This window comes from Methanomassiliicoccales archaeon, assembly GCA_029907465.1.
Taxonomy (GTDB): Archaea; Thermoplasmatota; Thermoplasmata; order Methanomassiliicoccales; family JACIVX01; genus JACIVX01.
The window spans coordinates 1-23094 of the sequence record JARYLV010000005.1; the positions used below are offsets into that span (position 1 = coordinate 1).

Here is a 23094-nt window from a genome sequence, read left to right on the forward strand (position 1 = left end):
CCTTAAAACAGTGATCCGCCCGTCCTTGATGCGTACGAGGGCTTTTGCCATTTCAAGCAGGTGTTCTCCCATCGAAATCCCTTCTGAATTGTCGTTGATCTCTTCTGACCAATGGCCGAATGAATTTTCTCATCAGTAGATTATTGCGCTGTCTTGCTACGATCCTGAACCCCATATGTTCATAAAATCCGATTGCTTCTTCATTATTTGATTGAACCCATAGTTCTACTCGCTCTGCATTTATGCGCGAAGCGATCGTCTCTATCCTCTTGATCATCGCTGCACCATAACCACGGTGCTGATATGCCCTTGCTACCTGTATTGAAGCGATAAAAACTCTCTTGTCCTCGATAAAAATGCAGTAATATCCGATGATCTTGCCATCGATCTCTAGTATTTCCGTTCTTGCGTCCTCGTCACATAGTGTATCAATAAGGAGCTCATCTTTCCATTCGACGCCCCAGGCCGATTGAATGATGTGAGCCATGTTGTCCCGACTGATCTTGGCGAGCACTGGCAGATCGTGCTTCTGAAATGAGCGGAACGACAATGAGAGGAATCTGTCAAGCCCCATGCGTGCTCAAAAGAGGAATGCCCTGACTTAACCTTTTCTGATTCTTTCTATTGAATTTTTAGGACCTAGGCAGTCGTAAAAGAGAGGAGCGCACTAAGCTATGAGGGAAAGAAATTAAATAGTTGCTTGCTTGTCAAAGTCGCAAGGTGTAATACATATGGTATACATTACTGAAGAGGCGACGAAGTTCCTGAACGATATTATCGAAAAGAATGACAAGAAGGGATATGGGATTAGGATCTACATCGCAGGAATTGGATGCTCCGGTCCCCAATTTGGAATGGCGTTTCAAGAGAAGAAAAATGAGGGCGATATCGAGGACAAGCAGGAAGGCTTCTCATTCTATTATGATGAGGAAACTCAAGAACTGCTTGAAGGTTGCAAAATCGACTACATTGAAACGCCTCAGGGCTCTGGTTTAATCATCCATAATCCAAACATCAATGGCTGCGATTCGTGCGGCGGCGGATGTCACTGATTGAAACACTCAATCAGGTAAACTTCAAACACTTTTGCTATCCTTTCCAAAATCTTCTTTTATGATTCAGCTGATTTGATCATGTGTTCGTTCAGCATCCCCTCATCAAGCCAAATAAAATCGAGGACAGAGCTTATCAGGCCTCACTTTCAAGAACATGCCTGGAAACCTCGACATTGATCGTCCTCCCAACGGGAATGGGAAAGACAGTCATTGCGTTACGCGTGATTGCTGAAATCCTTCTCAAAGAAGGTGGAAAAGTCCTCGTTCTTGCGCCAACAAAACCTCTCGTGGAACAGCATGCGTCATTTTTGAGGGAAAACCTCGTTGGAAAAAGGGTCGTATGCCTGACAGGCGAAGTTGATCCAGGAGAGCGAGAAGTCTGCTGGCTCGAAAATGATGTCATCGTTTCAACCCCGCAAGTCATTGCAAACGATCTGAGGTATGAAAGGATCAGTTTGCGGGATGTCCGGTTGATCGTTTTCGACGAAGCTCATCGGGCAGTTGGCAATTACGCTTACGTAAGAATTGCTGAAGAGTTCAAAGAATACGGCAGGTTGGTCATGGGTATGACGGCCTCCCCTGGGAGCAGCGGGGCGAAAATCGAGGAGGTGTGCAGGAATCTTGGCATCCAAAGAGTGGAAGTCCGCTCCGAAAGTGACCCAGACGTTGCCCCATATATGCAAGATGTCGAGATGCAAATTATCGAAGTCGACATCCCTGACGAGATGAAAGGGATCATTAGAATCCTAAGAGCGATGTTCGAATCATGCGTCCGAGACCTAATTACTCTCGGACTGATGGATGAAAAACGTCCAGTAACAAGAAAATACCTTTTAGAGATAGGTGAGACAATCCAGGAAAGACTTAACTCTGGTGAGAAGAGAAGTCAGCTGTACAGGGGGTTGAGCCTCCAGGCAATGGCGTTAAAAATCAACCACGCACTCGAACTCGCGGAAACGCAGGGAGCTACCGCACTGGCTAATTATCTTGAACGTATAAGATCCGAAGCGATGTCAGAAAACGGATCGAGGGCGTCAAGATCCATCGTGCAGTCAGATGATTTCGAAAGAATCAGAGACATGCTTAGAAGGACAAAAATGGAGCATCCAAAACTCTCCAGGGTTATGAGCATCGTGTCGAATCAGATCATTGCTCGCCCCGAATCCAGAACGATTGTATTCACCCACTATCGAGACACGTGCGAACTTGTCGCGAGCAAGCTCTCGAAGATCGAAGGTGCGAGGGTCGCAAAACTCGTAGGCCAGGCAGAAAGAGGGGAAGAAAAGGGACTCAAACAGAAAGAGCAGGTTGAGGTCCTCGAAAAATTCAGAAAAGGAGATTTTAACGTGATCGTTGCGACATCAGTCGGAGAGGAGGGTCTCGACGTCGCCTCGACCGATCTGGTCATTTTCTATGAGCCTGTGCCATCTGAGATCAGGAGCATACAGCGAAGGGGAAGAACAGGAAGACAAAGACCTGGACGGGTTGTCATCTTGAAGACGAGGGGGACGAGGGATGATGCTTACTTCTTCACAAGTCAAAGAAAGGAAAAGGCGATGAGACGGCGGTTGTTCCAGATCAACAAAGAACTTCAGAACATGGAGTGTACAGCAGAAAAAGGGGGGAAGGGTGAGTCAACAGAGCTTAAGAGGGATCAGAAGGAAGGCGGGCAAAAAACTGTCTTTGACTTCCTATGAAATCCTTCAATTCTGGAAAAGAATGCAAGCCTTATATTCTCATCAGTTTTATCTTAATGAATTATATACTCAGACTCTAATTGATAAGGTATGCTTTACAGAGAACTTGTGCGGGTTTACGAAGCGCTTGAGTCTACAACGAGCAGGCTCGAGATGACTGATATTCTTGCTGAATTCTTCAAAAGTGCGGATTGCTCTTCACTGAGGAAGATTATTTATCTAACACAAGGACAGCTATACCCTGATTTCTATCCTCAGAAACTGGGGATCGCTGACAAGCTTTTATTGAAAGCGATCAGCTTCACATCTGGTGTCAAGGAGCAAGTGGTCCAGGACCTTCTCGTGAAAGAGGGGGATCCTGGCAATGTGGCTCAAAAGGTCTTCCAAGGCAAAAAGCAGACAACGCTTTTTTCTACTTCACTGACGCTGGATAGGGTTTATGACAATCTCAGGAAAATTGCAGAAGCGGAGGGTAGCGGGTCGCAAGAATTGAAAATCAAAATGCTTGCAGACATCCTCCACGATGCAACGCCTGTTGAATCGAAATATATTGCGAGGATTGTAACGGGCAGGATGAGGCTCGGAGTTGCTGACATGACCGTTCTCGACGCGCTAGCACAAGCCTTCGCGGGAAAAGGTGAGAGGGACACGATCGAAAGGGCTTTCAATATTACCTCTGACCTTGGCCTTGTTGGTGAAATACTCTGCAAGGAAGGCGTCGAGGCATTGCGCAAGATAAGTGTGTCTATTGGAAATCCGATCAGAGCGATGCTGGCTGAACGCCTGTCATCACCCAAAGAGATTCTTGAGAGAATGGGAGGACGTTGTGCATTTGAGTACAAGTACGATGGCGTAAGGATCCAAGCGCATATTGATTCACAAAAAAGGATTAAACTTTTCTCGCGCCGTCTCGAGGATATAACAGACCAGTTCCCTGATGTCGTGAACGCATTGCGAGAGGCTTTTGTTTCAAGGGATGTGATCATTGAAGGAGAATGTGTTCCTGTCGACATCAATACGGGGGAAATGCTTCCATTCCAGGAGGTCTCACATAGGAGGGGCAGAAAGTATGATCTCTCAATCGCTGTGGAGGACTACCCCGTTCGAACCTTTCTCTTTGACTGCCTGTACCTTGATGGCACTGACCTGACCAGATCTCCTTTTCTGGAGAGGAGGAGGGCGCTCGAAAAGTGCATCAAACCGTCAGAAGATGTCAGATTATCTGAAATAAGAATCCTTGACCGTGTCGAGGATGTCGAACGGTTTTTCGAAGAAGCTCTCAAGGATGGCTGCGAAGGACTTATGGCAAAGTCCATCGGAGAGGATTCGATTTACCGCGCAGGTGCACGCGGTTTCCTCTGGATCAAATACAAGAAAGAATATAGGTCGGAGATGTCAGATACCGTTGATCTGGTTGTTGTCGGCGCATTCGCTGGGAGAGGGAGGCGGAAGGGAGTATACGGAGCGCTCCTTATGGCAACTTACAATGACAAAGAAGATACGTTCGAAACAGTTTGCAAACTGGGGAGTGGTTTCGATGACGCGACGCTCGCAGCTCTTCCGTCAATGCTTGAACCGTACAAACGGCAAACAGTCCATCCGAAAGTCAGATCAAAGCTAGAAGCGGACTACTGGTTCGAGCCCGCCATCGTCATGGAGGTCCTCGGATCAGAAATTACGTTGAGCCCGACCCACACCTGCTCGTATTCGCTCATAAAAGAAGATGCAGGGTTTGCGATCAGATTTCCGAGATTTACCAGCCGATTCCGCTCGGATAAGAACCCGCGTGAAGCGACGACGAGCGCCGAACTTACAGAAATGTACAAGCGCCAGTTGAAAAGAATTGAAGAATAGTGGCGTCATCAAAAAGCTTTATAAAGAGAAGTAAGATAAGAGCGGCCATGGAACTTGAACTCATTGAAAAAGGCAAGGATTCAATCAAGATCCGTATTAAGGACGCTGACATGACATTAATTTCTCCACTCGTTAGTGAGCTTTTGCTCGATGAGGGTGTTGCCGAGGTCAAATTCACAACTGGTCACCCGGAACTAGACTTCCCAGTTCTTTATGTAAGGGTGAAGAACGGTAAACCTCAGACCGCACTTAAGCGCGCATCCAAATCACTGGCAAACCAGTTCAAAGAGGCAAGAGAAAAACTCGAAAAGGAATTGAAGTAGGTCATGGATCACATCCCAAGCCACCCCAGAGAGAAAGAGTTGGGTATAGAAGTTTTCTTCACCGATACGCCAGGCATCGGTGGAAAGTTGAGGAAGGAGCCAGAGGATTTTATCGTCGAGGAAATTTCGGATTTCCCAGAAAAAGATGAGAACGGTCGCTATACAATTGCAAAAGTGACCTCAATCAACTGGGAGATGAATCGACTCGTGAGGCACCTCGCTAAGAGCCTAAGGATCAGTAGGAACAAGATAGGCTTTGCTGGAACGAAGGACAAGAGAGCGGTTACCACACAGCTGATGTCTTTTGATGCCCCTATTGAAAATGTCACTTCATTGTACATGCACCAAGTCGCTATCACCGATGCATATCGTGCTCGAAAACCGATCACGATCGGTGATCTCATTGGCAATTCTTTCAAGATCAGGATCAGGGAGTGTCTATATCACGATGAAGAGCTCGCAAAAATCCTCAAGGAGACCCTCTCGATTTTGGAGCAATCTGGTGGTTTCCCCAATTTTTTTGGGATCCAGCGTTTCGGTGTGATTAGGCCCGTGACCCATCACGTCGGTAGGTACATCATCAAAGGTGATTTTGAAAGGGCAGTCATGACTTACGTAGCAAATCCGATTGATTACGAGAGTGAAGAAGTTAGAGAGGCCCGCAGAAGGCTCGAGGAAACTAGAGATTTCGAAACTGCTCTCAGGGTCTTCCCGAGAAAACTTGTCTTTGAAAGGACCGTCATTTCACATCTTGTCAAACACCCTGGTGATTACGTCGGTGCTATTCGATCACTCCCAGAAAATCTCCAAATGATGTTTGTCCACGCATATCAATCATATTTATTTAATAAGATTCTCAGCGAAAGAATCAAGAGGAATTTGCCACTCAACCGGCCAGTCGTTGGGGATGTCGTTCTGCCTGCCGATGCAAGAGGATTACCAGATCACGATCACTACGTTCTCGTAACAAAGGAAAACGTCGACCTTGCGGAGAAAAGAGTTGCAGAAGGGAAGGCATTTGTCAGCGGCGTTCTGTTCGGTTCAGAGAGTGAGTTGGCAGAGGGAGAGATGGGAGCAATCGAGAGAGAAATCATCGAGGGCGAGGGGATCACCAAGAGTGATTTCGTTGTCCCTGAACTACCACAGTGCAGCTCGAGGGGCAGCAGAAGAGAGCTTCTTGCGAGAATAAAGAATTTAGAGTATTTCGTTGAGAACAATGAAGTATTGATCTCATTCTCTCTTGACCGCGGTTGTTACGCGACGGCCCTTCTCAGGGAAATCATGAAAGGAGACGTGACATCTTATTAGAGATCCATTGTCATAGAACCTGCGCAATCATAACCGCGTCCAGTCCCTCGAGCCCTTATCCTCTTCGCCCTGATCTGCTTTTTCCTTGGCCACTCTCGCTTCTTTTGACGCTTCCGGTTTCTCCCCTGGTTTCACGCCTTTCTTATCAATGGGTGTGCCACATCTCGGACAGTAATTCGATTTTGTAACACAATCTGCGCAAAGGAGCGTGCCGCAGGACGCACACCGCGTCACTGCCTGGCTTCCATGGAACAAACACCGACGTCCTTTAAGATCCTCAGTCTGTGGTGTTGCTTCAACCTTCCTTGTCTCCCCATATAACCTCGAATAGAGTTCCTGCTCCGTTCGCACCTTGGGCTTCTCCACCGGCTCTTTCCTGATATCAGGTGCCTTAGACTTCTCTTCCCTTTCCACGTCCACGAGCCGCACGCGCTCTGGTATTTCTTTGACGCGTACTGTCGGGGCTTTATACGCCTCTGTTTTCAATGACCTGAGAATACCAGCAAGTTTCCTCGCGTTATAGATTCCCAGACCGAGGTTTTCCATCAAACCGATTGCCGAGCGCTGCTCCTCAGGTAAATTGAGTGCCGCCCGAATGAAACGATCGGAACGCTCATCCGCTGCGGCGCCAGAGAAGTCGATTTCATTGACCGCCTCGATGTATGCTAGTACCTTCTTGGCCTTCCTGATATCTCTTTCTGGCATGTTCATAAAGACATCGCACAGGCGCAATCCGTATCTCCCCACGTTAGGATTTCTGTATGCAGCCAGTATTATCGATCGCGATAGCCGTTCGTATTCATCGAACTCTTCGTCGGTCAATGTATTAATGTTGACACTTTCCCTCTGGTCGAGATACCGCATCACATCATCAAGGTAGGAGAATGGGACACCTGCATCACGGAAGACTTCTTCCCTCGTGAGCCTCTTTCCCGCCCGATACTCATACTCGAGAAGTTTCTCAGCATGCACTGCGATCTCTTTCTCCCTGAGTCTCGCCTCTGCTACCTTCAATCCCTCTATTGCCAGCTCATAATTCCTATCGAGTTCCAAAGCCTTTTCAAAAGCCCGTTTGGCCTGTTCGTATTTTTCGAGACTCAATAATGCGGAGCCCTTTCCAGCCCAGGCAACCTTTTCCTTTGGGTCAATCCCTATCGCCTTGTCATAAGACTTGATGGCTTCCTCCGCATTCTCCAATTTCTGCATAATATTTGCTCGGACAATCCACGCTTCCTTGTCGTTCGGATCGAGGTCAATAGAACGATCAATGCTTGTGGTGGCAGCCGTTAAGTCGCCTAATTTCATCTGAACGGTCGCCATGCTCAACCACACTGAAGGGGTGTTGGCATCAATGGCAATAGACCGCTGATAACTTTCCAAGGCTTCTTCGAGCCGATTTAACTTCTCCAGGGCTTTCCCCCTGAAACGATAGGTCGCGGCGTCCTCAACGCCAAGTTCAATCGCCTTCGAGTAGCAACTCGCTGCCTCTTCATAATCCCCCATCCTAAAGAGTACACCGCCTTTGTATTTCCAAGCCTGTGCATCTGAAGGATCAAGCTGGAGGGCGTGATCAAACGACTCAATCGCCTCCCCGAGCCTGTCGAGTGATGCAAGCGCCCTCCCTTTATCGGTGTGGAATCTCGCATTTGACGGGGACATCCTGATACACTGCTCAAAAACCCGCAGAGCGTCGACGAAGTTGTGCATGAGAAGCAAAGCTCTTCCCTTATTATCAAGAGCGTATGGGTCGGTCGGATCCAATTTGAAAGCCTGGTCAAACGCCTCTACGGCCTCTCTATACCTCCCTAGTTCCGTTAGAGCGAGACCCTTGTGGTAAAATGCGACCTTGTCTGTATTGTCTATCTTGATCGCTCTATCATAATTTTCAATGGCCTCATCAAAACGGCCGATTTTTTCAAGTGCCATCCCCCTATCAATCAGCGCGAGCTTATTCCGCGGATCGATATGGAGAATACGTTCTGTCACGCTAAGGATTTCATTCAGATCCCCACCCGCGATGACCGCTAACTTTTTGTGTTCCAGGATGCTCAAATCGTACGGATCAATCTCTAGTGCCCTATCAAAGGATCTGATTGCCTCGGCGAGATCGCCAATACGGTGAGATGCAACACCTCTGTCGAACCATGCATTCTTGTTGCGAGAATCTAGCTTTATGATAAGGTCGCAAACCCCTATCACTTCGCTGTATTTTTCGAGTGCTTTTAGAGACTGCTTCTTTGCTTCAAGGACCTCAAGATCTTTCGGCGAAATATCGAGCGCGCGATCAAAGGCGGCGACGGCTTCGTCATGCCTATTCATTTTTGCAAGCACGTAACCCCGGCGAATGTGCACAAATCGGTTATCGGGGTCAATAGTGATCGCGACATCATACGATGAGAGTGCCTCTGGATACCTCTCGAGCCATTCAAGCGTGACGCCCTTGCTGATCCATGCATTCTTGTCATCTGGATCAAGTGACAGTGTCTTTTCATAACAGGCAAGGGCTTCTTCGAATCTCTTCGCACTTTCCAGAGCAAGCCCCCTAGAGTACCAGAGCTTGCTGTCCTGAGGATCAATATTGATGCCTCTTGTGAAAGCTTCTGCTGCTTCATCAAACCTTCCGAGCGCATAGAGACTGTCGCCACGCACACGCCAGAAGATCTTGTTCGATGGGTAAGAGGTCGCGCCAGCCGATGACCATTCAAGCGCCTCATCATATCGCCTCAGTGTGAAAAGGGCGATCGATATGTTCTTGAGCGCTTCTTCATCAGTTGGATCGACTTCAAGCACCCTTTTGTACATTTCAACGGCGTCGATTCTCTTATTAAGCCTGTCAAGTGCAATTGCCTTGTCCATGAGGGCGAATTTATTCTTGGGGTTGATCCTGAGGATATGATCACATGCCTCTAGAACATCCTTGTCCTTCTCGAGGTGCTTGAAGCACTCCTTGAGAATAACAAAGGTGCTCTCGCGATCTGGCTGTATTTTTGACGCTTTTTCAAGAGCCTTGATCGCCTCATGGAGCTTTCCAGTCTTGTAATAAGCGAAACCCTGGTCGTGCAACGCATCAACATCATCGGGACGTAACGAAAGGATGACGTTGCAGACGTCGATCAAATCATCGTATCTATTCAGGGCGTACAGCGCAATCCTCTTTTCCTTAAGCAACTCGGGCTCCCGAGGAAAACGCTCGAGCGCACTCGATACGGTCTTCAACGCTTCTTCCACCTGGTCGATTTTCATCTGGGCCTCCGCCTTTGTAACAACCCATTGGATGTCGTCAGGACTCAATTCCAGCAGCTTTGAACAGCACTCGACGAGCTCCGCATTTTTATCTAGTTTTTTCAGAACACTGCATTTTCCTTCTAGAGCCGGAAGATAATTATTATCGAGTTCTAGCGCCCGATCATATGACCTCAGTGCCTCTTCATATTTACCGAGTTGCTCCAGCATTGTCCCCGCTTCAAGCCAGGTTTGTTTATGAGATGGTTCAGATCTCAACGCTTCGCGGTAGTGCCGCAAGGCATCATCTACTTCGCCTTTTTCCCTATGAGAGCGGGCCTTGTTAAGATGTGCCGTGAAATTGCGAGGATCCAGGAGCAGCACTTCATCGTACACCATCGCTGCATCGTTATACCGGTTGAGGACAACAAGTGCATTTCCCTTGGCGAGAAGGACTTCTAGGTTCCGGGGAGAGAGGGAGATGGCTTCGTCCAATATTTTAAGGGCTTCCTCGGCTTTTTGATTTCGCATGAGGGCCTCTCCCTTTTTCCTCAGCCATGTTATCTTGTCCGAGGTCTTGGCGAGGATAATATCGTAATAGGAAATGTCGTTGGGATCGAGTTCGACGATCTTCTCGTAGCAACGGAGTGCTTCCAATTCTCTGCCACTGCCGTCAAGAATTTTCCCTTTCTCCGCCCACGCATTTTTATTGCTCGGATCCTGAGCAATCACTTTGTCAAGTACCAGCAAAGCCTCTTCGACCGAACCGATGGCTGCAAGTGATTTTGCCCTACAGATCGCCGCGCTGACAGAGCTGGGGGTCAGATTCGTAGCTTTGTCGACAGCCCTGACCGCCTCCTCAGGCAAACCAACTTTCAAATAAGCTTCGGAGAGAGACACCAAGATCTCTGAAAATTCTTTTGGATAGTTCTTCACATTCGGGATTTGCTCAAAAATCATATCTCTGGCTTTACCCAGTTCAGATTTTGCAGAATCAAGCTTGCCAGAACTAAATCGCAAATTGGCATCATCAATAATTTTTCTCGCTTTCCGCAATGTTTTTAGCTCCGCATCGAACAATGATTGAAAATATCCCATCCCATCACCAAACACTGCTTAAATGCCCATTTAACCTCAAAAAGCTTTTGGCCAGACACCCAGAACAATCTTTGATTCCTCGACCTTCTACGCTGATGCAGCAAGAGCGGGTAGAGGTGTGGATATATTTGAGAGAACCCCGAAAAACGAGATGCCGTTACTGTCGATATCCTGGCGAGGCTGCAGGTAGAGGAATCTAAAATGCAAAAACTTAAGTATAAGTGATCACATAATGATTTTTGTCTGACAATAGTCGGACAGAAACCTCTTAAGGGATGGGATGCAGAATTGACAGGAGATCACCAAGGCGAAGAGTTGCTGGAATTTGATTCGCGCGTTGCTGACTGGATGCGCAATCATACTATTGGCGATCTAAAGAGATTGGCACAGGAAATGGAGTTATCTGGTATTGATGCGAGGGAAGTGTGGGGATTTATTGATGATCTTCTTCCTGTTGCAATGAGTATGACAGGAAACTTGCCAGAAACCACGAATATCGACCTTGAAGAATTTGTTCTAGCCTTACCGTGATCTCCTGGGAAGGGGTGTATCAGACACCCCTTCGGATCATTTTGACAGAAAGTGGGTGTGAGTCTGGAACACTTTTTTGGTTTCTTTTACAGTCCGATAATTCTTGCAATCCAGACACCGACCGCTAAAAATTTAAAACCGATCGTTGTTAAGGAGGAATGAGAGAATATGCAGGTGTGATCTAGTCTGGTTAGGATTTTGGCCTTCCATAACCGATATCGATCGGTTGAGGACAGCCAACGGCCCGGGTTCAAATCCCGGCACCTGCACTTTTTTGTAAAATCTTCCAATCACAACTGCAGACACTCCCGCAAGATTTTCTTGATCGTTCTTTCTTTAACGTTCAAAAATGGATTGTCGCCGTTCGATTGATAATAGTTTGTCGTCAAAGTCTAGTGATATCCGCGATGATTTTTTCCCCGTAAACAACCATGCTCCCCTGGCCTTTACTGGCATTTTTCTGACTATTTTCAATAAAGATAGTCGCTCGTCTCACAATATCCTTGCATCTTTTTATTTCGAGACGGAATTAATTAGACCTACTGGTATTGTGGTAGTATCAAAGTACAATGCACAATGACTAATGTAGACTAGAATCTGATTCTGGCATGAAAAACATCTTTTCTTCTCCAATTAAATGGCCCATATTCTCTCAATGAATGTGATCCATTCACTACGCCGGAAATGGAGCCAATTACCGACAAAAGGGCAAGTAGCAGTTTAAATTGTGGACTACAGATACCTTCATTCGTGCAAGGATTCCTCTATATGAATTCGCGATAATCGTTTATGAAAAGATGAAGCGGATTCGGAATGCGCAAAGGAACGTGACTTGTTTCTCAACAACATTAGGCATTCATCGGCTTTTCATCGGGGATTGTCGTTCATAAACTCTGAATAATCCAGTCAAATTCTGTACGATAGAAGCGCTGAACTATTGGGTCTTTATTTAAACTGGAGGGGAAAGGTTGCAAAGCTTGTCCAATCCGGCAAATAAGCCGTGCCCAGTCTAAGATTTCTGACAGGAAATTGGTGAAACTCAAGCAATCGACGATGACCGGATTCGCTTTTGCATATGAGCGAATGTTAGTCTATACTACAAGATCTTTTGATTTAAGCAGTACTTTTGTCTAGCAGATGATCGAAACACCAAGATGTAGAGATCCATCGATACATCGGTGTCAAATCGCAAAAAACGTATTGGTCTTATCTAGGGGGATATAAGAACTCTATTCCAGAGGAATTTGAGTCTGGTAGGGAGTTGATCTTGTGCTGATACGCATGTTAAAAAGTAACAGTGGGGGGAAGGAGGCCTCGATTTCCCCCACTGAGGGATGGCTGTTCATCCTGAATTCCATCAAATAGCCTGATAGATACGCCAAACAATTTGTAGACTTCTTCCCAATCGTAGTGTTGAACGTCTGCTTCAAACATCAGGACACTTCCTATTTGCATCGATCAATTGCCGGTCACCTTTAAAAGGAATGCCGGGAGAGGTCACCGAAAGTACTCCAAAGATAGGCAGATAAACTACTCTTGTGCCAGATGCCTGACATTTACAGCCTCGCCACGCTTGGAGCGTACCATCTCTTCCCCGCACATAGAGGCGATCCCAACTGCCTTCAGCGACCCGTCTCTCAAAACAACTGCTTCATCGCCGATTCTTAAACTCCTATCCGCGTCCCTGACGCCAGCGACGAAAAGATTTCCCTTCAACTCAAAATCCTCGATCTCGACCCAATTTCTTCTTATCGGCAGAATCTTTTCAGCGCCTCTTAATGTTAAAGAGAGCATCCCTCGCTCTGGGGTGAGAATAGCGACCTGTTTGTCATCTTCCATGATTTTTAGATAGGGATACTTACCCCGCACTTCACAACCCTCGAGGAGGATTTCTCCACCGTGCCCAAATTGAAATCGCGCAATCGATTCCAGTTGACAGAGGCGATCTTCCTCTTTGCTCACAACCGGCAGATCCTTGCATATCCTCGCCAGTTCCACCTTCAAGGTCTCAAGTGATTCCCTCGATGTCGGGCTGCCGACGGAGGTGGTAAGACAATCGATACTCTCACTAACAAAATCCATCTCTTCCCCCAGATGGCACACAGTGGCCACATAATTATGTTTGGCAAGTGACCTGATCATATCTACCACAATCGACCTCTCTTCCATATCCCAATGTCCCGTCACCGGCACGTCGTAATGAGCAGCTGGATAGAATAATTCAAGTTCCATTGGAACGAGACCTAGAGGCGAGGTCACAACCACCTGATGCACGACCCGCCAGTTTTCAATCGACGTGATGATGTTTTCAATAATCCGATGCGTCCGAGAAAAGGAATAAGGTTTTTTAGCTGAACAAGGGAGCAGGAGGAGAACCTTCTTGCTCGAAGGTGGCTTGTAGCGCTCGAGCATCCTTCGTCGATGACGCCAGACATCAGGTCTATAAAGTGATTCTTTCGAATTGCAGAAGATCTTCTGACCAGTCACTGGCGTGTATTTCTCTTGGTACTCATAGAATTCCAGATCAAGAATTCGGAGAACCGCAACAGCCCAAGGATTGACATTTGCACGTAGTTCGACAAATTCCCTCAGGTGACCTCGTTTCATCATGAGTTTTACAAGTTGAAGCTCTCTCCACGCAGATTCCAAATTGAATTTAATAATAGACTCGCAAGTGTCGCCGGGAGATAACCATGACGTTTGATCGGCAGGCACCGATCCCTCTGGAAGACACAAGAGTCCGAGATTGCCGCTGTAGATCAGAAAAGATGAGTCGAATAAATCGACTCCGAGATAAACGAGAACCGCGAGATTACTGGGATCCATAATCCCTGGCAGGTAAATCAGCTTGCTTGGTCCAATCGCCTCCCTCAACCTCACAATGCTCTCAACGAGCAATCTCGCATTTCTTCTAAGCTCAAACGCTCCCTCTAATGAAACGATTTCTGCGCTTGAATTTTCGATTCCTATACACCGATTAGTGATCTCACCTGGTGCAGCTCGAACAATCGCCGCGTCCTCTGATACCCGTGAGATACCATCACCTTTCGCTGAGAGCCACGATAATGTTGGTTTGACATAGTCCTCTGGTGGAAACGCAATCAGTCGCCGATTGCATGAATCGATGATTTCGCGCTGGCCCTCATCATTTGCTTTTATAAGTAATTGAGCGAAGGATGGCAGGGGATAATTTCTAGACGAAAAGAAAAGAATGTTAGGCGTTTCAAGTATCGTTTCACCGCGTGACCACTTGGCGATCCTTCCGGGTCCTCCCCTGGAAATCACTTCGATCATATTCAGCGTATGAGAATCCGGACAATTTAAAGAATTGTCTATGATCCCATAAAAGAAAAAATAGTTACAAAGAAAAGATTGAAGGATTTCAGAACGTCGTAACGAGCCGGTGTTCCGAGATGATTGAGCGCGCTTCTTCCCAAGTCACCATTTCAACGCCCGTCATTGTCTCGATCTCGCCTACTCTTTCAAAAAGGTCCTCTCGAACACAGTATACAGGAGCATCGAAATCGAGGACATCCTGGATCGCCTCGATGTTCGAAGGCATTTGAATCGTATCTGGTTTCTGGGATGCAACTGCGTTCAGCGTCCCGTCACCAATCAACACGACTGATGTTCTTTCGATGATGCCACTTGCGATCATTGCGAGAGCAAGTCGAAGCCCTGCGAAAGCATCTTCCGTACCATATGGTGGCTTTGTAATCAATACAGCGATACTTTCAGCCATTGATTCACCTTGCCAACGTTATCATTCGATCACTTTCTGCAATGAATTTCGATAGGTCGTTGGTGAGGCTCCCGATCTTAGAACCTTTGATTTCCTCACCTCTCTTGATTCCGCGTGCCGCACAGCAGGTTTCACAAACCGCAATCGTCGCTCCCTTGTCAGCGAGTTCCTGAAGGATCTTCCCGATATTGGGAAACCGTTTTGGATCCTGCCCTTCCTTGATCGTCATAACCCCTTCACCGTATCCAAAAATGTTAACTTTGTAACCCTTGGCGATCGCCGCCTCAGCGATTTTCACCATGACGTTGGCATCCATATTCATCATTGTTCCAGACCTAATATGAATCGTCAGTGTCTTTGCCATAAAAACGCCTCCATCTAGATCCTCGATCATACGGTAATTATCTGATCATATTCTTCCATGATGAGATCGACGACGGCAGGGTAATCAATGACTTCGTATCCCTTCGCATCTTGTTCGCTGAACCCTCTAGCTTTTAAATCGTCTGAGATTATGTACGCCCTACCAACGATATCGAGAAGCTCTTTACTCCTCCTTCTGTCGACGGCGAAATAAACGGCATCCTCAAAGAGAACAGCAGCTCTCTTTTCGTTCCCAGCGATTTTATGGAGATGTTCCAGAGAGTGATACTCAGATGGTGATTTAAGCAGTACGAAAAGAACTGAGGGCATTGTATCACTATCCTATGAACAACTGTATGTCTGAGTCAGCGGCGATGTTCAGGAATGCGGCAGCTCCAAGCACCTTCACGCCATCAATCATGTCTTCCTTCTTCACTTGCATGAGATTCATCGTCGTACTGCAAGCATAAACATTAACGCCTAGCTCTATGGCCATTTTGAGCTGATTTGAAAAGTCCTCAATTCCGATTTTCGCCATGCGTTTTCTGAAGACGCCGGTAAATAGTCTGTATATCCCAGGCAATTTTGGGTTCGCTCCTTTCTTGAGTAGACTCAAACCGAAAAACGTGTAGAAGACATGGACTTCCATTCCCATGCTTGCCGCGGTATTGGCCAGTATGACTGACATCATCGCCTTATCAAAGGTTCCTTCTGAAACGACTATCGATAATTTCTTTGCTTCTGTCATTCGCTTCCCTCCCTGATTCATTAACTAGTATGTCAAAACCGCCTTGGCTTCGCCGATTTCCTTTACAAGGGTCGGGGCGTTTACGACGACGGCCCCATCGATCAAATCACTCGGTTCAATCCCCCTTTTTTTCATGCAGGGCGAACAAACAAGGAGTTTCCCACCACTACTGAGGTACGATTCAATCAGTTCGTCGACTGGTGGGAAACTGGATTCGTGAACCATTTTCGCATATCCTTTCTTTGCAAGATACACGCCCATCGATTGTAGTGCGACAACTGGTTGCATCTCAGACGCAAGTGCCGTCACCGCGACAACAAAAGGTAGCGTTGCCTTTTCTGGATTATCTTCTGCATGTGTTGCAATAATCAATAACTTATCCATTCCAGTCACCTCATTTCTTTTTTATAATATACTTATAAACTCCCCCTTCCTCCTTCATCTCAACGAGTTCATTTCCCGTTCTCTTGCACCACGCTGGAACATCTTCCTTGGAACCGACATCGTCAGCAATGAGTTCGATGAGGCTGCCAGGCTCCACTTCCTTGATCTTCTTTGCCAGTTTGACGATCGGCATCGGACACATAAGTCCTCTGCAGTCGAGTATTTCTGTTTTCATAAAACACTCTCCTCACGATTTTTTTTTAATCGGTTTTGCACGGTTGTGCAACAAATATATATAACCACTCGCTTATAAGCCTTTCGTATTACAGATTAGGGGAGAATTATGATACCCGAAAGACTCCTCTCAGAGGTTACAACCTGCCAAGACATCGCCAAATGTGCTTTCAATCTCAATGATTTTGAGCTACTTGTCTACAGGAAATTATCAGAGGTCGGTCCATCTAGTGCCAACAAGTTGGCCGAAATATTGGAAAAGGAAAGAAGCACTGTCTATAGAGCGCTCCAGAAACTCGTCGCATGCGGTTTGTGTTACAGAGAGACCAAAGGGATCGAGAGAGGAGGGTACTATCATCTTTACACAGCGATCGACCGAAGGGAATTAAAACAGAAACTCGAAGAGTGCGTCGAGAACTGGTACTCAAAGCTCAAGGAAGCACTTTCAAAATTTGGCTGATCCGTGCAAGACTCAGACCATTGTTAACATCTTATGTCCAACTATAACTCCCAAACGCAGGATGGCAACATCGAAGAGGTCATATAGGCACTTCGATAATTCAGAAATGAGGAACATGAGCACATTCAGGAATTCTGACATCGTTTCCATACGCGACTTGTCGAAAGAGAGTATTGAACAGATCATGGACCTCGCCGAAAGGATGATCCCTTATGCAAGAGGTGAAAAAAAGACAAGAGTGCTGGAAGGACGCATTCTCGCTAACCTCTTTTTCGAGCCCTCGACGAGGACGAGACTATCGTTCGAAAGTGCGATGGTGAGGCTCGGTGGCGAAGTCCTCGACGTTTCTTATCCGTTGATGACATCGGTCGCAAAGGGAGAGACGCTCGCTGACACAATCCGAATGGTTGAATCTTACGCAGATGTAATTGTCCTGCGACACCCTCATGAAGGAGCGGCGAGACTTGCGGCGCATTTCTCTACAAAACCAGTTATCAATGGAGGAGATGGCGCAGGTCAGCATCCAACCCAGACAATCCTCGACCTCTTCACGATTCGAAGAGAAAAAGGGAAGATCGAGGGAATGAATGTCGTGATGGTTGGCGATCTTAAATATGGGAGGACTGCACATTCTCTCGCCGAAGCGCTCGCACTTTTCGGGGCTCATTTGTGGCTCGTAGCACCTCAGAACTTACAGATGCCTAAGGAAACAATAAAGGAAGTTGAGCGATTGGGCCAGAAACCGAAGCTTGCTTCGAAACTGGAGGAGGTTATCGCAGAGGCAGATGTCCTCTATGTTACGAGAATCCAGAGAGAACGTTTTCCTGATCCGAGTGAGTACCTCAAGGTTGCTGGCTCTTACAGAATAGACAAATCTATTCTGAGGGAAGCAAAGAAAGACCTCATTATCATGCACCCATTGCCGCGCGTTGATGAAATCGCACCAGAGGTCGACAACACGCCTCACGCAAGGTACTTTCAACAGGCATTCAACGGTGTGCCAGTAAGAATGGCGATTTTGCTTCTTCTGCTAGGAGTGGATGTCAATGAAGGATTTTAGAGTGACGCCAATAAGAAATGGTACGGTCATCGATCATATCGAATGTGGAATGGCGCTGAAGGTTCTTAGAATCATCGGGGTCGACGGTGAGAAGATCCATTCAACAGTCAGCGTTCTAATGCACGTGCCTTCAAAAAAAGCTGGATGGAAGGACGTTGTGAAGGTAGAAGACAGGGAACTCGATCCGAGCGAAGTCGACAAAATTGCGCTCATCTCTCCGCGAGCGACGATTAATATCATACGCGATTTCAACGTCGCGGAGAAATACAAGGTCAGACTGCCAGATGTTGTCAGAGGTATTGTCCGATGTGGAAATCCAAACTGTATCACCAACCTATCAGAGCCAGTTGAGCCGGAATTCGTCGTGGAGTGCAAGGATCCGCCGATCCTTCGCTGTATCTATTGCGACAGAATTCTAGAAAATATATCAGATCATATTATCTGAATTATCTTAGCCAGATTAGCTCTTCTTTCGCGCGGATGACGATTCTTTGAAGATCGTCAAGAACACGGAGATCATCCATTTCTCGGTCTACAGTAGCGACGATGAGGAGATTTGGGTTGAACTCCGTAATGAATAATTTTTTCTTTTCAAACACGGCGAGAACATATTCCAATTTTTCTTTCATGTTCTCCGTCTTTGTCGATTCCGCTGATGAGTAAATGATTGCGATCATCGCTGAGAATGTTTCGGAGGGGATCTGAGAGAGAGATTTGCCTGCGATCATCAAACCAGTCTTCGAAATGATGAAGACATTCTGAATAGAGGGGTTTTTTTCCATCTCCTCGCGAATGATATTCTCAAGCACACTTTCAATCGATTTTGCTGGCCTCAAGAGGATCCCCCAGAGCGAATCGGAAATCGACTTACCCAGATAATATAGAGTACCACATTAGTGAAATATCATTTAATGATTTCCAAAGTTTGGGAAGTCTTTTGAAAACAGATGGGAGAAAAATGGCCTGAATTTCTACCGACATCCGCCTGACCCAAAGTCATCAAGTTTTTGATGTCATCTATTAACACCTCTGAGGCATCAATTAAATAAAGATAGATCATTACAAACTGATGGTGAATTCGGTGCCACTGCGACTTGACACCCTAAAATGCACAGGATGCGGGCTTTGCGAACTCGCTTGCAGTTTTAGGAGAGACCGCGTAATTACGACGATGAGATCAAGCATCATGTTGCATCTCGATGACAAGAAAAACTACTTTGGCGTCATGATCAAAAGACCTGACGATGAACTCGTGCTTGGCCGGCCTGAAGGAATCGAAATCCAGGGGAAAGGTAATCGGGGGGAGGAAGATGGTGCGGGTGCGAAGCCCATTCTACTCAGAGAAGAATGTGACGAATGTAACGGCGAGATTCCATACTGCGTGAAGATTTGTCCTTCTGGTTGCCTCTATGAAGGTGAATAGTATGGACTATATGTACACTGGAAACATGATCATTGTTGACCTCGAAAAGGGAGAAGTCCATGAACGTTCACTCGACGATGACATAGTCATCCGTTTCCTCGGTGGCGCTACCGTCAACAACACCCTCTATCAGGAATTTCAAGACAAAGACCCAGTCATCATCGGAACAGGACTTTTCACTTCCTCGATGATCCCCTGCTCATCAATGTCTATCATGACTGCGCGATCTCCGATCACTGGGAAAGTAATGCACGCTCCAATCGTGAACTTCATGGGTGCAGAGCTCAAGCTTGCGGGGTTTGATTTTATCGTCATTTATGGAAGATCTGACGATCCTGCATACCTTTGGCTTCATGACGAAATTGCGGATATACTGCCTGCTAAAGAGATTTGGGGAAAGGATACTTGGAAGACTGTTGACTACATAAGAGATGAGCAAGGCGAAGATAGAATTCAGGTTGTTTCTATTGGTCAGGCGGGTGAAAACAAAGGTACGATTGCTCAGTTCATTGTGAACTATTGGTCAGAGGGGGACAAAGTCGGCTTTGGTGCGCGGTTGGGCGAAATGCAGTTGAAGGCGATTGGTACGAGAGGAATGGGTGAGCTCGAAGTCGCTGACGCGGAACCTTTTTTTGACTTGTGTGTTGCCGCAATAGAGGATGCGAGAAAGAGAGTTGATGGGGCCCAAGGGATTCGAAGTCTCATCCCTCCATCCGCATCTTTAAAGAATTTTGATGAGATCAAGCATCGTGATTCCGCATGCTTCGGTTGTCCCTGGCCCTGCAGGACTTTTGTGAAATACAATGAACCCGCATCTGTACTTAAAGAGGGGGTCGAGGAACCAGGCGTACTGATTGTAGATGCTCCTGGCTATCTTGCATTTCTTAACGCAGGCTTTGACGCAATCGAATCAGCAAGACTACTTGAACTATCAAGCAGACTTGGCATCGAGCCAATAAATGCCTCAAACCTCATTCAAGGCCAGGAGTTTGAAAACGCTAGGAAATCCCTCGTTAACCTGGCATCACAAAAATCTGATGTATCCTCGGTCGTATCGGTTGAAGGGGCATATAGACCAGACGTCTTCAGTCCCTTTGCCCCCAATGGCGGTGATGAAACCGCAATCGCACTTGCTTATATTCTTGGCATTTGCCCACGGTATGCAGCGAGACTGGGGATCGATGTCGAGCGTGTCTCGGAATTCATCAAGGTCTGCATTGATTTGGATATGGAACCATCGAGTTTGAAATCGCTAGCGAGAACTATTTTCACGTGAGTTATGTTGGGACGGATTCTTGGTACAGGGATCATCGGTGATGATATGAAAGTGATCATTGTGACGGGCATGCCAGGCGCAGGAAAAGAGGAGTTTGTCAAAGTCTCGAAAGAGATGGGGTTCGACGTTGTGAGAATGGGCGACGTTGTACGGATGGAAGCGGCAGAGAAGAAAATCGCATCAGATGACCAGAACATCGGGAATTTTGCTCATTCAGAGCGATTGAAATACGGATACGATATCTGGGCGAAAAGAACGGTTCCTCTGGTAAAGAGCAAAAAAACGGTCATTGATGGATGCAGGGGAGAATCGGAACTGTCCATATTCAAGGACGCATTTGGTGAGGATCTAATCGTCATCGCGATTCATGCTTCAGCGAGAACAAGATACGATCGCCTCAAGAGGAGAAATCGATCGGACGCGCCAGCGAATTTTGAACAGTTTCAGGAGAGGGATCAAAGAGAGCTCAGATGGGGGCTCGGCAATCTCATCGCTCTGGCCGACCGCGTAGTCGTCAACGAGGGGACACTCGAGGAATTCAGAGAGAACGTGCGAGCGCTTTTGAAGGAAATAGATGGAAATGAAGTTCAAGACCGTTAGATTGTGCGCAGGCGATGCCTTTTCAGTCATACCGCAAGAGCCGGTCCGGTTCGATCTAGATCAGGCGGCTGCAATTCTTGAGAGGTATGGAATGGATATCATCAATCCAGGTGTGATGATCATCGCAAGACAGAATGATGTTGAGATGACCATCTATACAAATGGGCGGCTTTTGATCCGTCCGATCCGCAACAGAGAAGAAGCTGAATCAATTGCGATTGAGATCTATCGGCGCCTCAAAGATGCAAGGACAGAACAATCCTCGACCCCTAGTTGAGCGGGATTCCCTTCTGAACGGCGAGCAAAGAGACGATCCTCTTGAATTCATCTCTCGATATGCTTCCGACGAATTCATCCCTTGAATCCAAAACAACTACAAAATCATTCTGTGGTGACATGATCTTGAGTATTTCGGAGGCGTCCATGTAGTCCCTCACATAGGGCATCGAGGGATTTACAATTTGAGCTACCTTCACGTTACTCCTCTCATTCAGAGGAACGCTTGCGACCGCCTGAGAAGTAATGATGCCCAGAAGTACACCATTCTCGACGACGGGATATGTTAAGCGTCGCTCCACTATCATTTTCTTCAAAGCTTCATCGACGCTCATTGATGGTTCAAGCCAGTAAACATTTGGATTCATGATCGTGTGAACCTTCACGCCCTCGAGGGCGAGCATGAGTTTCGTCATCTGTGCTTCTTCCGACGCGCCCGTGTAAATAAAGAGAGCGACGAGCACGATGAAAATATCAAAGAAGACGATCCCGATCACTATCATTGCGACGGCGATTCCTTTGCCAATCTTCACTGCCATATCCGTTGCCCTTAACATCCCGACTTGGGACGCGAGTATCGACCTCAGAATCCTTCCTCCGTCCATCGGAAAAGCAGGGATGAGATTGAATCCTCCGAGCAACAGATTATAGAAGCCAATCGTGCCGCACATGATTCTTAAAGCTTGAATAGGCACGTTTCCTCGCGGAAGATCGTTGAGAAGTAACGCAATTGCGATGAGAACAAATCCAATTGCAAAACTCGTCGCGGGACCAGCAAATGCCATGGTGCCCTCAACTCTTGGATCACGCGGCGTCTCCTCGAGGTGCGCCACACCACCAAACAAGAAAAGAGTGATGCTCTTGATGCGATACCCGTGCCTCAGCGCGATGAAGGAGTGACCAATCTCATGGAGGAGAATGGTGAGGAAGAAAGTGATCGCACAAATAGCACCGAGCACCAGCTTCGCGGGAAGGGAGACGTCAAGAAATGAAAAGCCAAAAATAATGCCGTCAATTTTCACGCCAGTAAATGCAAAAAATGCCGCAAAGATCGGGATAATGATGAGAAAAGTGAAGTGAAAGTAAATGGGAATTCCCTTGATCGATCCCATGCGGAGTGATGTACGCACAGACAGTTATTCATTTATCCTGTCTATTTAATATTCGCTCAAGGTCGTCCAGAACTTCCGATCTTTATCAACCAAGTGGTCAGTTACGACTATCTTTCGACTTCAAAGAATTCAAGAACATCGCTTCATGCATAACCTTTATTTCCCCACAGGACCCGTCGCGAATCCAATTATCCTTATCAGTCTACCGTTGTAACGATTTTGTATGGAAACTGTTGGTCTTAGATATTGATATTAAGAACCCACAGGATTGAAGTTTCGAGTTTTTTGTTTTTTTTTCCTCGCGCTTACGTGAGCCGATCATTAAGTC

General features: G+C 46.8%; 24 protein-coding genes and 1 tRNA gene. 14 read left to right on the forward strand and 11 right to left on the reverse strand.

What is annotated here, in order from left to right; all coding sequences use genetic code 11:
- Window positions 1-52: 52 nt before the first annotated feature.
- The gene (locus QHH00_02990) at window positions 53-574 is read right to left on the reverse strand and encodes a GNAT family N-acetyltransferase (protein ID MDH7508349.1); all 522 of its coding nucleotides are present in this window, start codon (window positions 572-574) and stop codon (window positions 53-55) included.
- 157 nt (window positions 575-731) lie between these two features.
- Between QHH00_02990 and QHH00_02995 the strand changes: the two genes are divergently transcribed.
- From QHH00_02995 to truD, 5 genes are all read left to right on the forward strand, one after another.
- Window positions 732-1052: an iron-sulfur cluster assembly accessory protein gene (locus tag QHH00_02995; GenBank protein MDH7508350.1), complete on the forward strand. Its 321-nt coding sequence runs from the start codon at window positions 732-734 to the stop codon at window positions 1050-1052.
- An 83-nt stretch (window positions 1053-1135) separates the two neighbouring features.
- A complete protein-coding gene (locus QHH00_03000) occupies window positions 1136-2752 on the forward strand; it encodes a helicase-related protein (GenBank protein ID MDH7508351.1) in 1617 nt (538 codons plus the stop codon).
- 90 nt (window positions 2753-2842) lie between these two features.
- Entirely contained in the window at window positions 2843-4606 is a 1764-nt protein-coding gene (locus QHH00_03005; GenBank protein MDH7508352.1) for an ATP-dependent DNA ligase, read from the forward strand.
- Window positions 4607-4653: 47 nt separating this feature from the next.
- Complete coding sequence (locus QHH00_03010) at window positions 4654-4929, forward strand: RpoL/Rpb11 RNA polymerase subunit family protein (protein MDH7508353.1); 276 nt, start codon at window positions 4654-4656, stop codon at window positions 4927-4929.
- 3 nt (window positions 4930-4932) lie between these two features.
- On the forward strand, window positions 4933-6237 hold the full coding sequence (gene truD / locus QHH00_03015; GenBank protein ID MDH7508354.1) for a tRNA pseudouridine(13) synthase TruD: 1305 nt from the start codon (window positions 4933-4935) through the stop codon (window positions 6235-6237).
- Window positions 6238-6264: 27 nt separating this feature from the next.
- On the opposite strand, the gene QHH00_03020 is transcribed toward truD, so the two are convergent.
- Window positions 6265-10359, reverse strand: coding sequence for a tetratricopeptide repeat protein (locus tag QHH00_03020; protein ID MDH7508355.1), 4095 nt, complete (start codon window positions 10357-10359; stop codon window positions 6265-6267).
- Between the two features lie 486 nt (window positions 10360-10845).
- Between QHH00_03020 and QHH00_03025 the strand changes: the two genes are divergently transcribed.
- Together QHH00_03025 and QHH00_03030 are read left to right on the forward strand one after the other, a co-directional pair.
- Window positions 10846-11088: a hypothetical protein gene (locus tag QHH00_03025; GenBank protein MDH7508356.1), complete on the forward strand. Its 243-nt coding sequence runs from the start codon at window positions 10846-10848 to the stop codon at window positions 11086-11088.
- A 170-nt stretch (window positions 11089-11258) separates the two neighbouring features.
- Window positions 11259-11357 (forward strand) — tRNA-Gly (locus QHH00_03030).
- Window positions 11358-12618: 1261 nt separating this feature from the next.
- On the opposite strand, the gene arcS is transcribed toward QHH00_03030, so the two are convergent.
- The 7 genes from arcS to QHH00_03065 form a co-directional block, all read right to left on the reverse strand.
- A complete protein-coding gene (arcS, locus tag QHH00_03035; protein ID MDH7508357.1) occupies window positions 12619-14382 on the reverse strand; it encodes an archaeosine synthase subunit alpha in 1764 nt (587 codons plus the stop codon).
- Between the two features lie 88 nt (window positions 14383-14470).
- Window positions 14471-14830 (reverse strand): DsrE family protein, encoded by a 360-nt coding sequence (locus QHH00_03040; protein ID MDH7508358.1) that lies wholly within the window; start codon window positions 14828-14830, stop codon window positions 14471-14473.
- A gap of 4 nt (window positions 14831-14834) precedes the next feature.
- Complete coding sequence (locus tag QHH00_03045; GenBank protein MDH7508359.1) at window positions 14835-15194, reverse strand: DsrE family protein; 360 nt, start codon at window positions 15192-15194, stop codon at window positions 14835-14837.
- Window positions 15195-15220: 26 nt separating this feature from the next.
- Complete coding sequence (gene tusB, locus QHH00_03050) at window positions 15221-15523, reverse strand: sulfurtransferase complex subunit TusB (protein MDH7508360.1); 303 nt, start codon at window positions 15521-15523, stop codon at window positions 15221-15223.
- Between the two features lie 7 nt (window positions 15524-15530).
- Window positions 15531-15941 carry a DsrE/DsrF/DrsH-like family protein gene (locus QHH00_03055; protein MDH7508361.1) on the reverse strand — a complete coding sequence of 137 codons (411 nt, stop codon included), beginning with the start codon at window positions 15939-15941 and terminating at the stop codon, window positions 15531-15533.
- Window positions 15942-15965: 24 nt separating this feature from the next.
- A complete protein-coding gene (locus tag QHH00_03060) occupies window positions 15966-16325 on the reverse strand; it encodes a DsrE family protein (GenBank protein ID MDH7508362.1) in 360 nt (119 codons plus the stop codon).
- Window positions 16326-16335: 10 nt separating this feature from the next.
- A complete protein-coding gene (locus QHH00_03065) occupies window positions 16336-16560 on the reverse strand; it encodes a sulfurtransferase TusA family protein (GenBank protein MDH7508363.1) in 225 nt (74 codons plus the stop codon).
- A gap of 108 nt (window positions 16561-16668) precedes the next feature.
- Here QHH00_03065 and QHH00_03070 point away from each other — a divergent pair, with 108 nt between their 5' ends.
- The 3 genes from QHH00_03070 to pyrI all read left to right on the forward strand — a co-directional run bounded on the left by QHH00_03070 (window position 16669) and on the right by pyrI (window position 18524).
- Window positions 16669-17019 (forward strand): helix-turn-helix domain-containing protein, encoded by a 351-nt coding sequence (locus QHH00_03070; protein ID MDH7508364.1) that lies wholly within the window; start codon window positions 16669-16671, stop codon window positions 17017-17019.
- Window positions 17020-17080: 61 nt separating this feature from the next.
- A complete protein-coding gene (pyrB, locus tag QHH00_03075) occupies window positions 17081-18079 on the forward strand; it encodes an aspartate carbamoyltransferase (protein ID MDH7508365.1) in 999 nt (332 codons plus the stop codon).
- Complete coding sequence (gene pyrI, locus QHH00_03080) at window positions 18066-18524, forward strand: aspartate carbamoyltransferase regulatory subunit (protein ID MDH7508366.1); 459 nt, start codon at window positions 18066-18068, stop codon at window positions 18522-18524. The genes pyrB and pyrI overlap by 14 nt, the downstream gene beginning before the upstream one ends.
- A gap of 1 nt (window position 18525) precedes the next feature.
- Here the strand turns inward: pyrI and QHH00_03085 are convergent, their stop codons facing one another.
- A complete protein-coding gene (locus tag QHH00_03085) occupies window positions 18526-18915 on the reverse strand; it encodes a roadblock/LC7 domain-containing protein (GenBank protein ID MDH7508367.1) in 390 nt (129 codons plus the stop codon).
- Window positions 18916-19160: 245 nt separating this feature from the next.
- On the opposite strand from QHH00_03085, the gene QHH00_03090 reads away from it, so the two are divergent.
- From QHH00_03090 to QHH00_03105, 4 genes are read left to right on the forward strand one after another with little or no spacing between them, the layout of a single operon-like run.
- On the forward strand, window positions 19161-19502 hold the full coding sequence (locus QHH00_03090; GenBank protein ID MDH7508368.1) for a 4Fe-4S dicluster domain-containing protein: 342 nt from the start codon (window positions 19161-19163) through the stop codon (window positions 19500-19502).
- Between the two features lies 1 nt (window position 19503).
- Complete coding sequence (locus QHH00_03095) at window positions 19504-20778, forward strand: aldehyde ferredoxin oxidoreductase N-terminal domain-containing protein (GenBank protein MDH7508369.1); 1275 nt, start codon at window positions 19504-19506, stop codon at window positions 20776-20778.
- Window positions 20779-20781: 3 nt separating this feature from the next.
- On the forward strand, window positions 20782-21378 hold the full coding sequence (locus QHH00_03100) for an AAA family ATPase (GenBank protein ID MDH7508370.1): 597 nt from the start codon (window positions 20782-20784) through the stop codon (window positions 21376-21378).
- Window positions 21353-21655 (forward strand): hypothetical protein, encoded by a 303-nt coding sequence (locus tag QHH00_03105; protein ID MDH7508371.1) that lies wholly within the window; start codon window positions 21353-21355, stop codon window positions 21653-21655. Before QHH00_03100 ends, QHH00_03105 begins: the two co-directional genes overlap by 26 nt.
- Here the strand turns inward: QHH00_03105 and QHH00_03110 are convergent.
- Window positions 21648-22766: a site-2 protease family protein gene (locus QHH00_03110; protein MDH7508372.1), complete on the reverse strand. Its 1119-nt coding sequence runs from the start codon at window positions 22764-22766 to the stop codon at window positions 21648-21650. The two genes, QHH00_03105 and QHH00_03110, sit on opposite strands and share 8 nt — an antisense overlap.
- Between the last annotated feature and the right edge of the window lie 328 nt (window positions 22767-23094).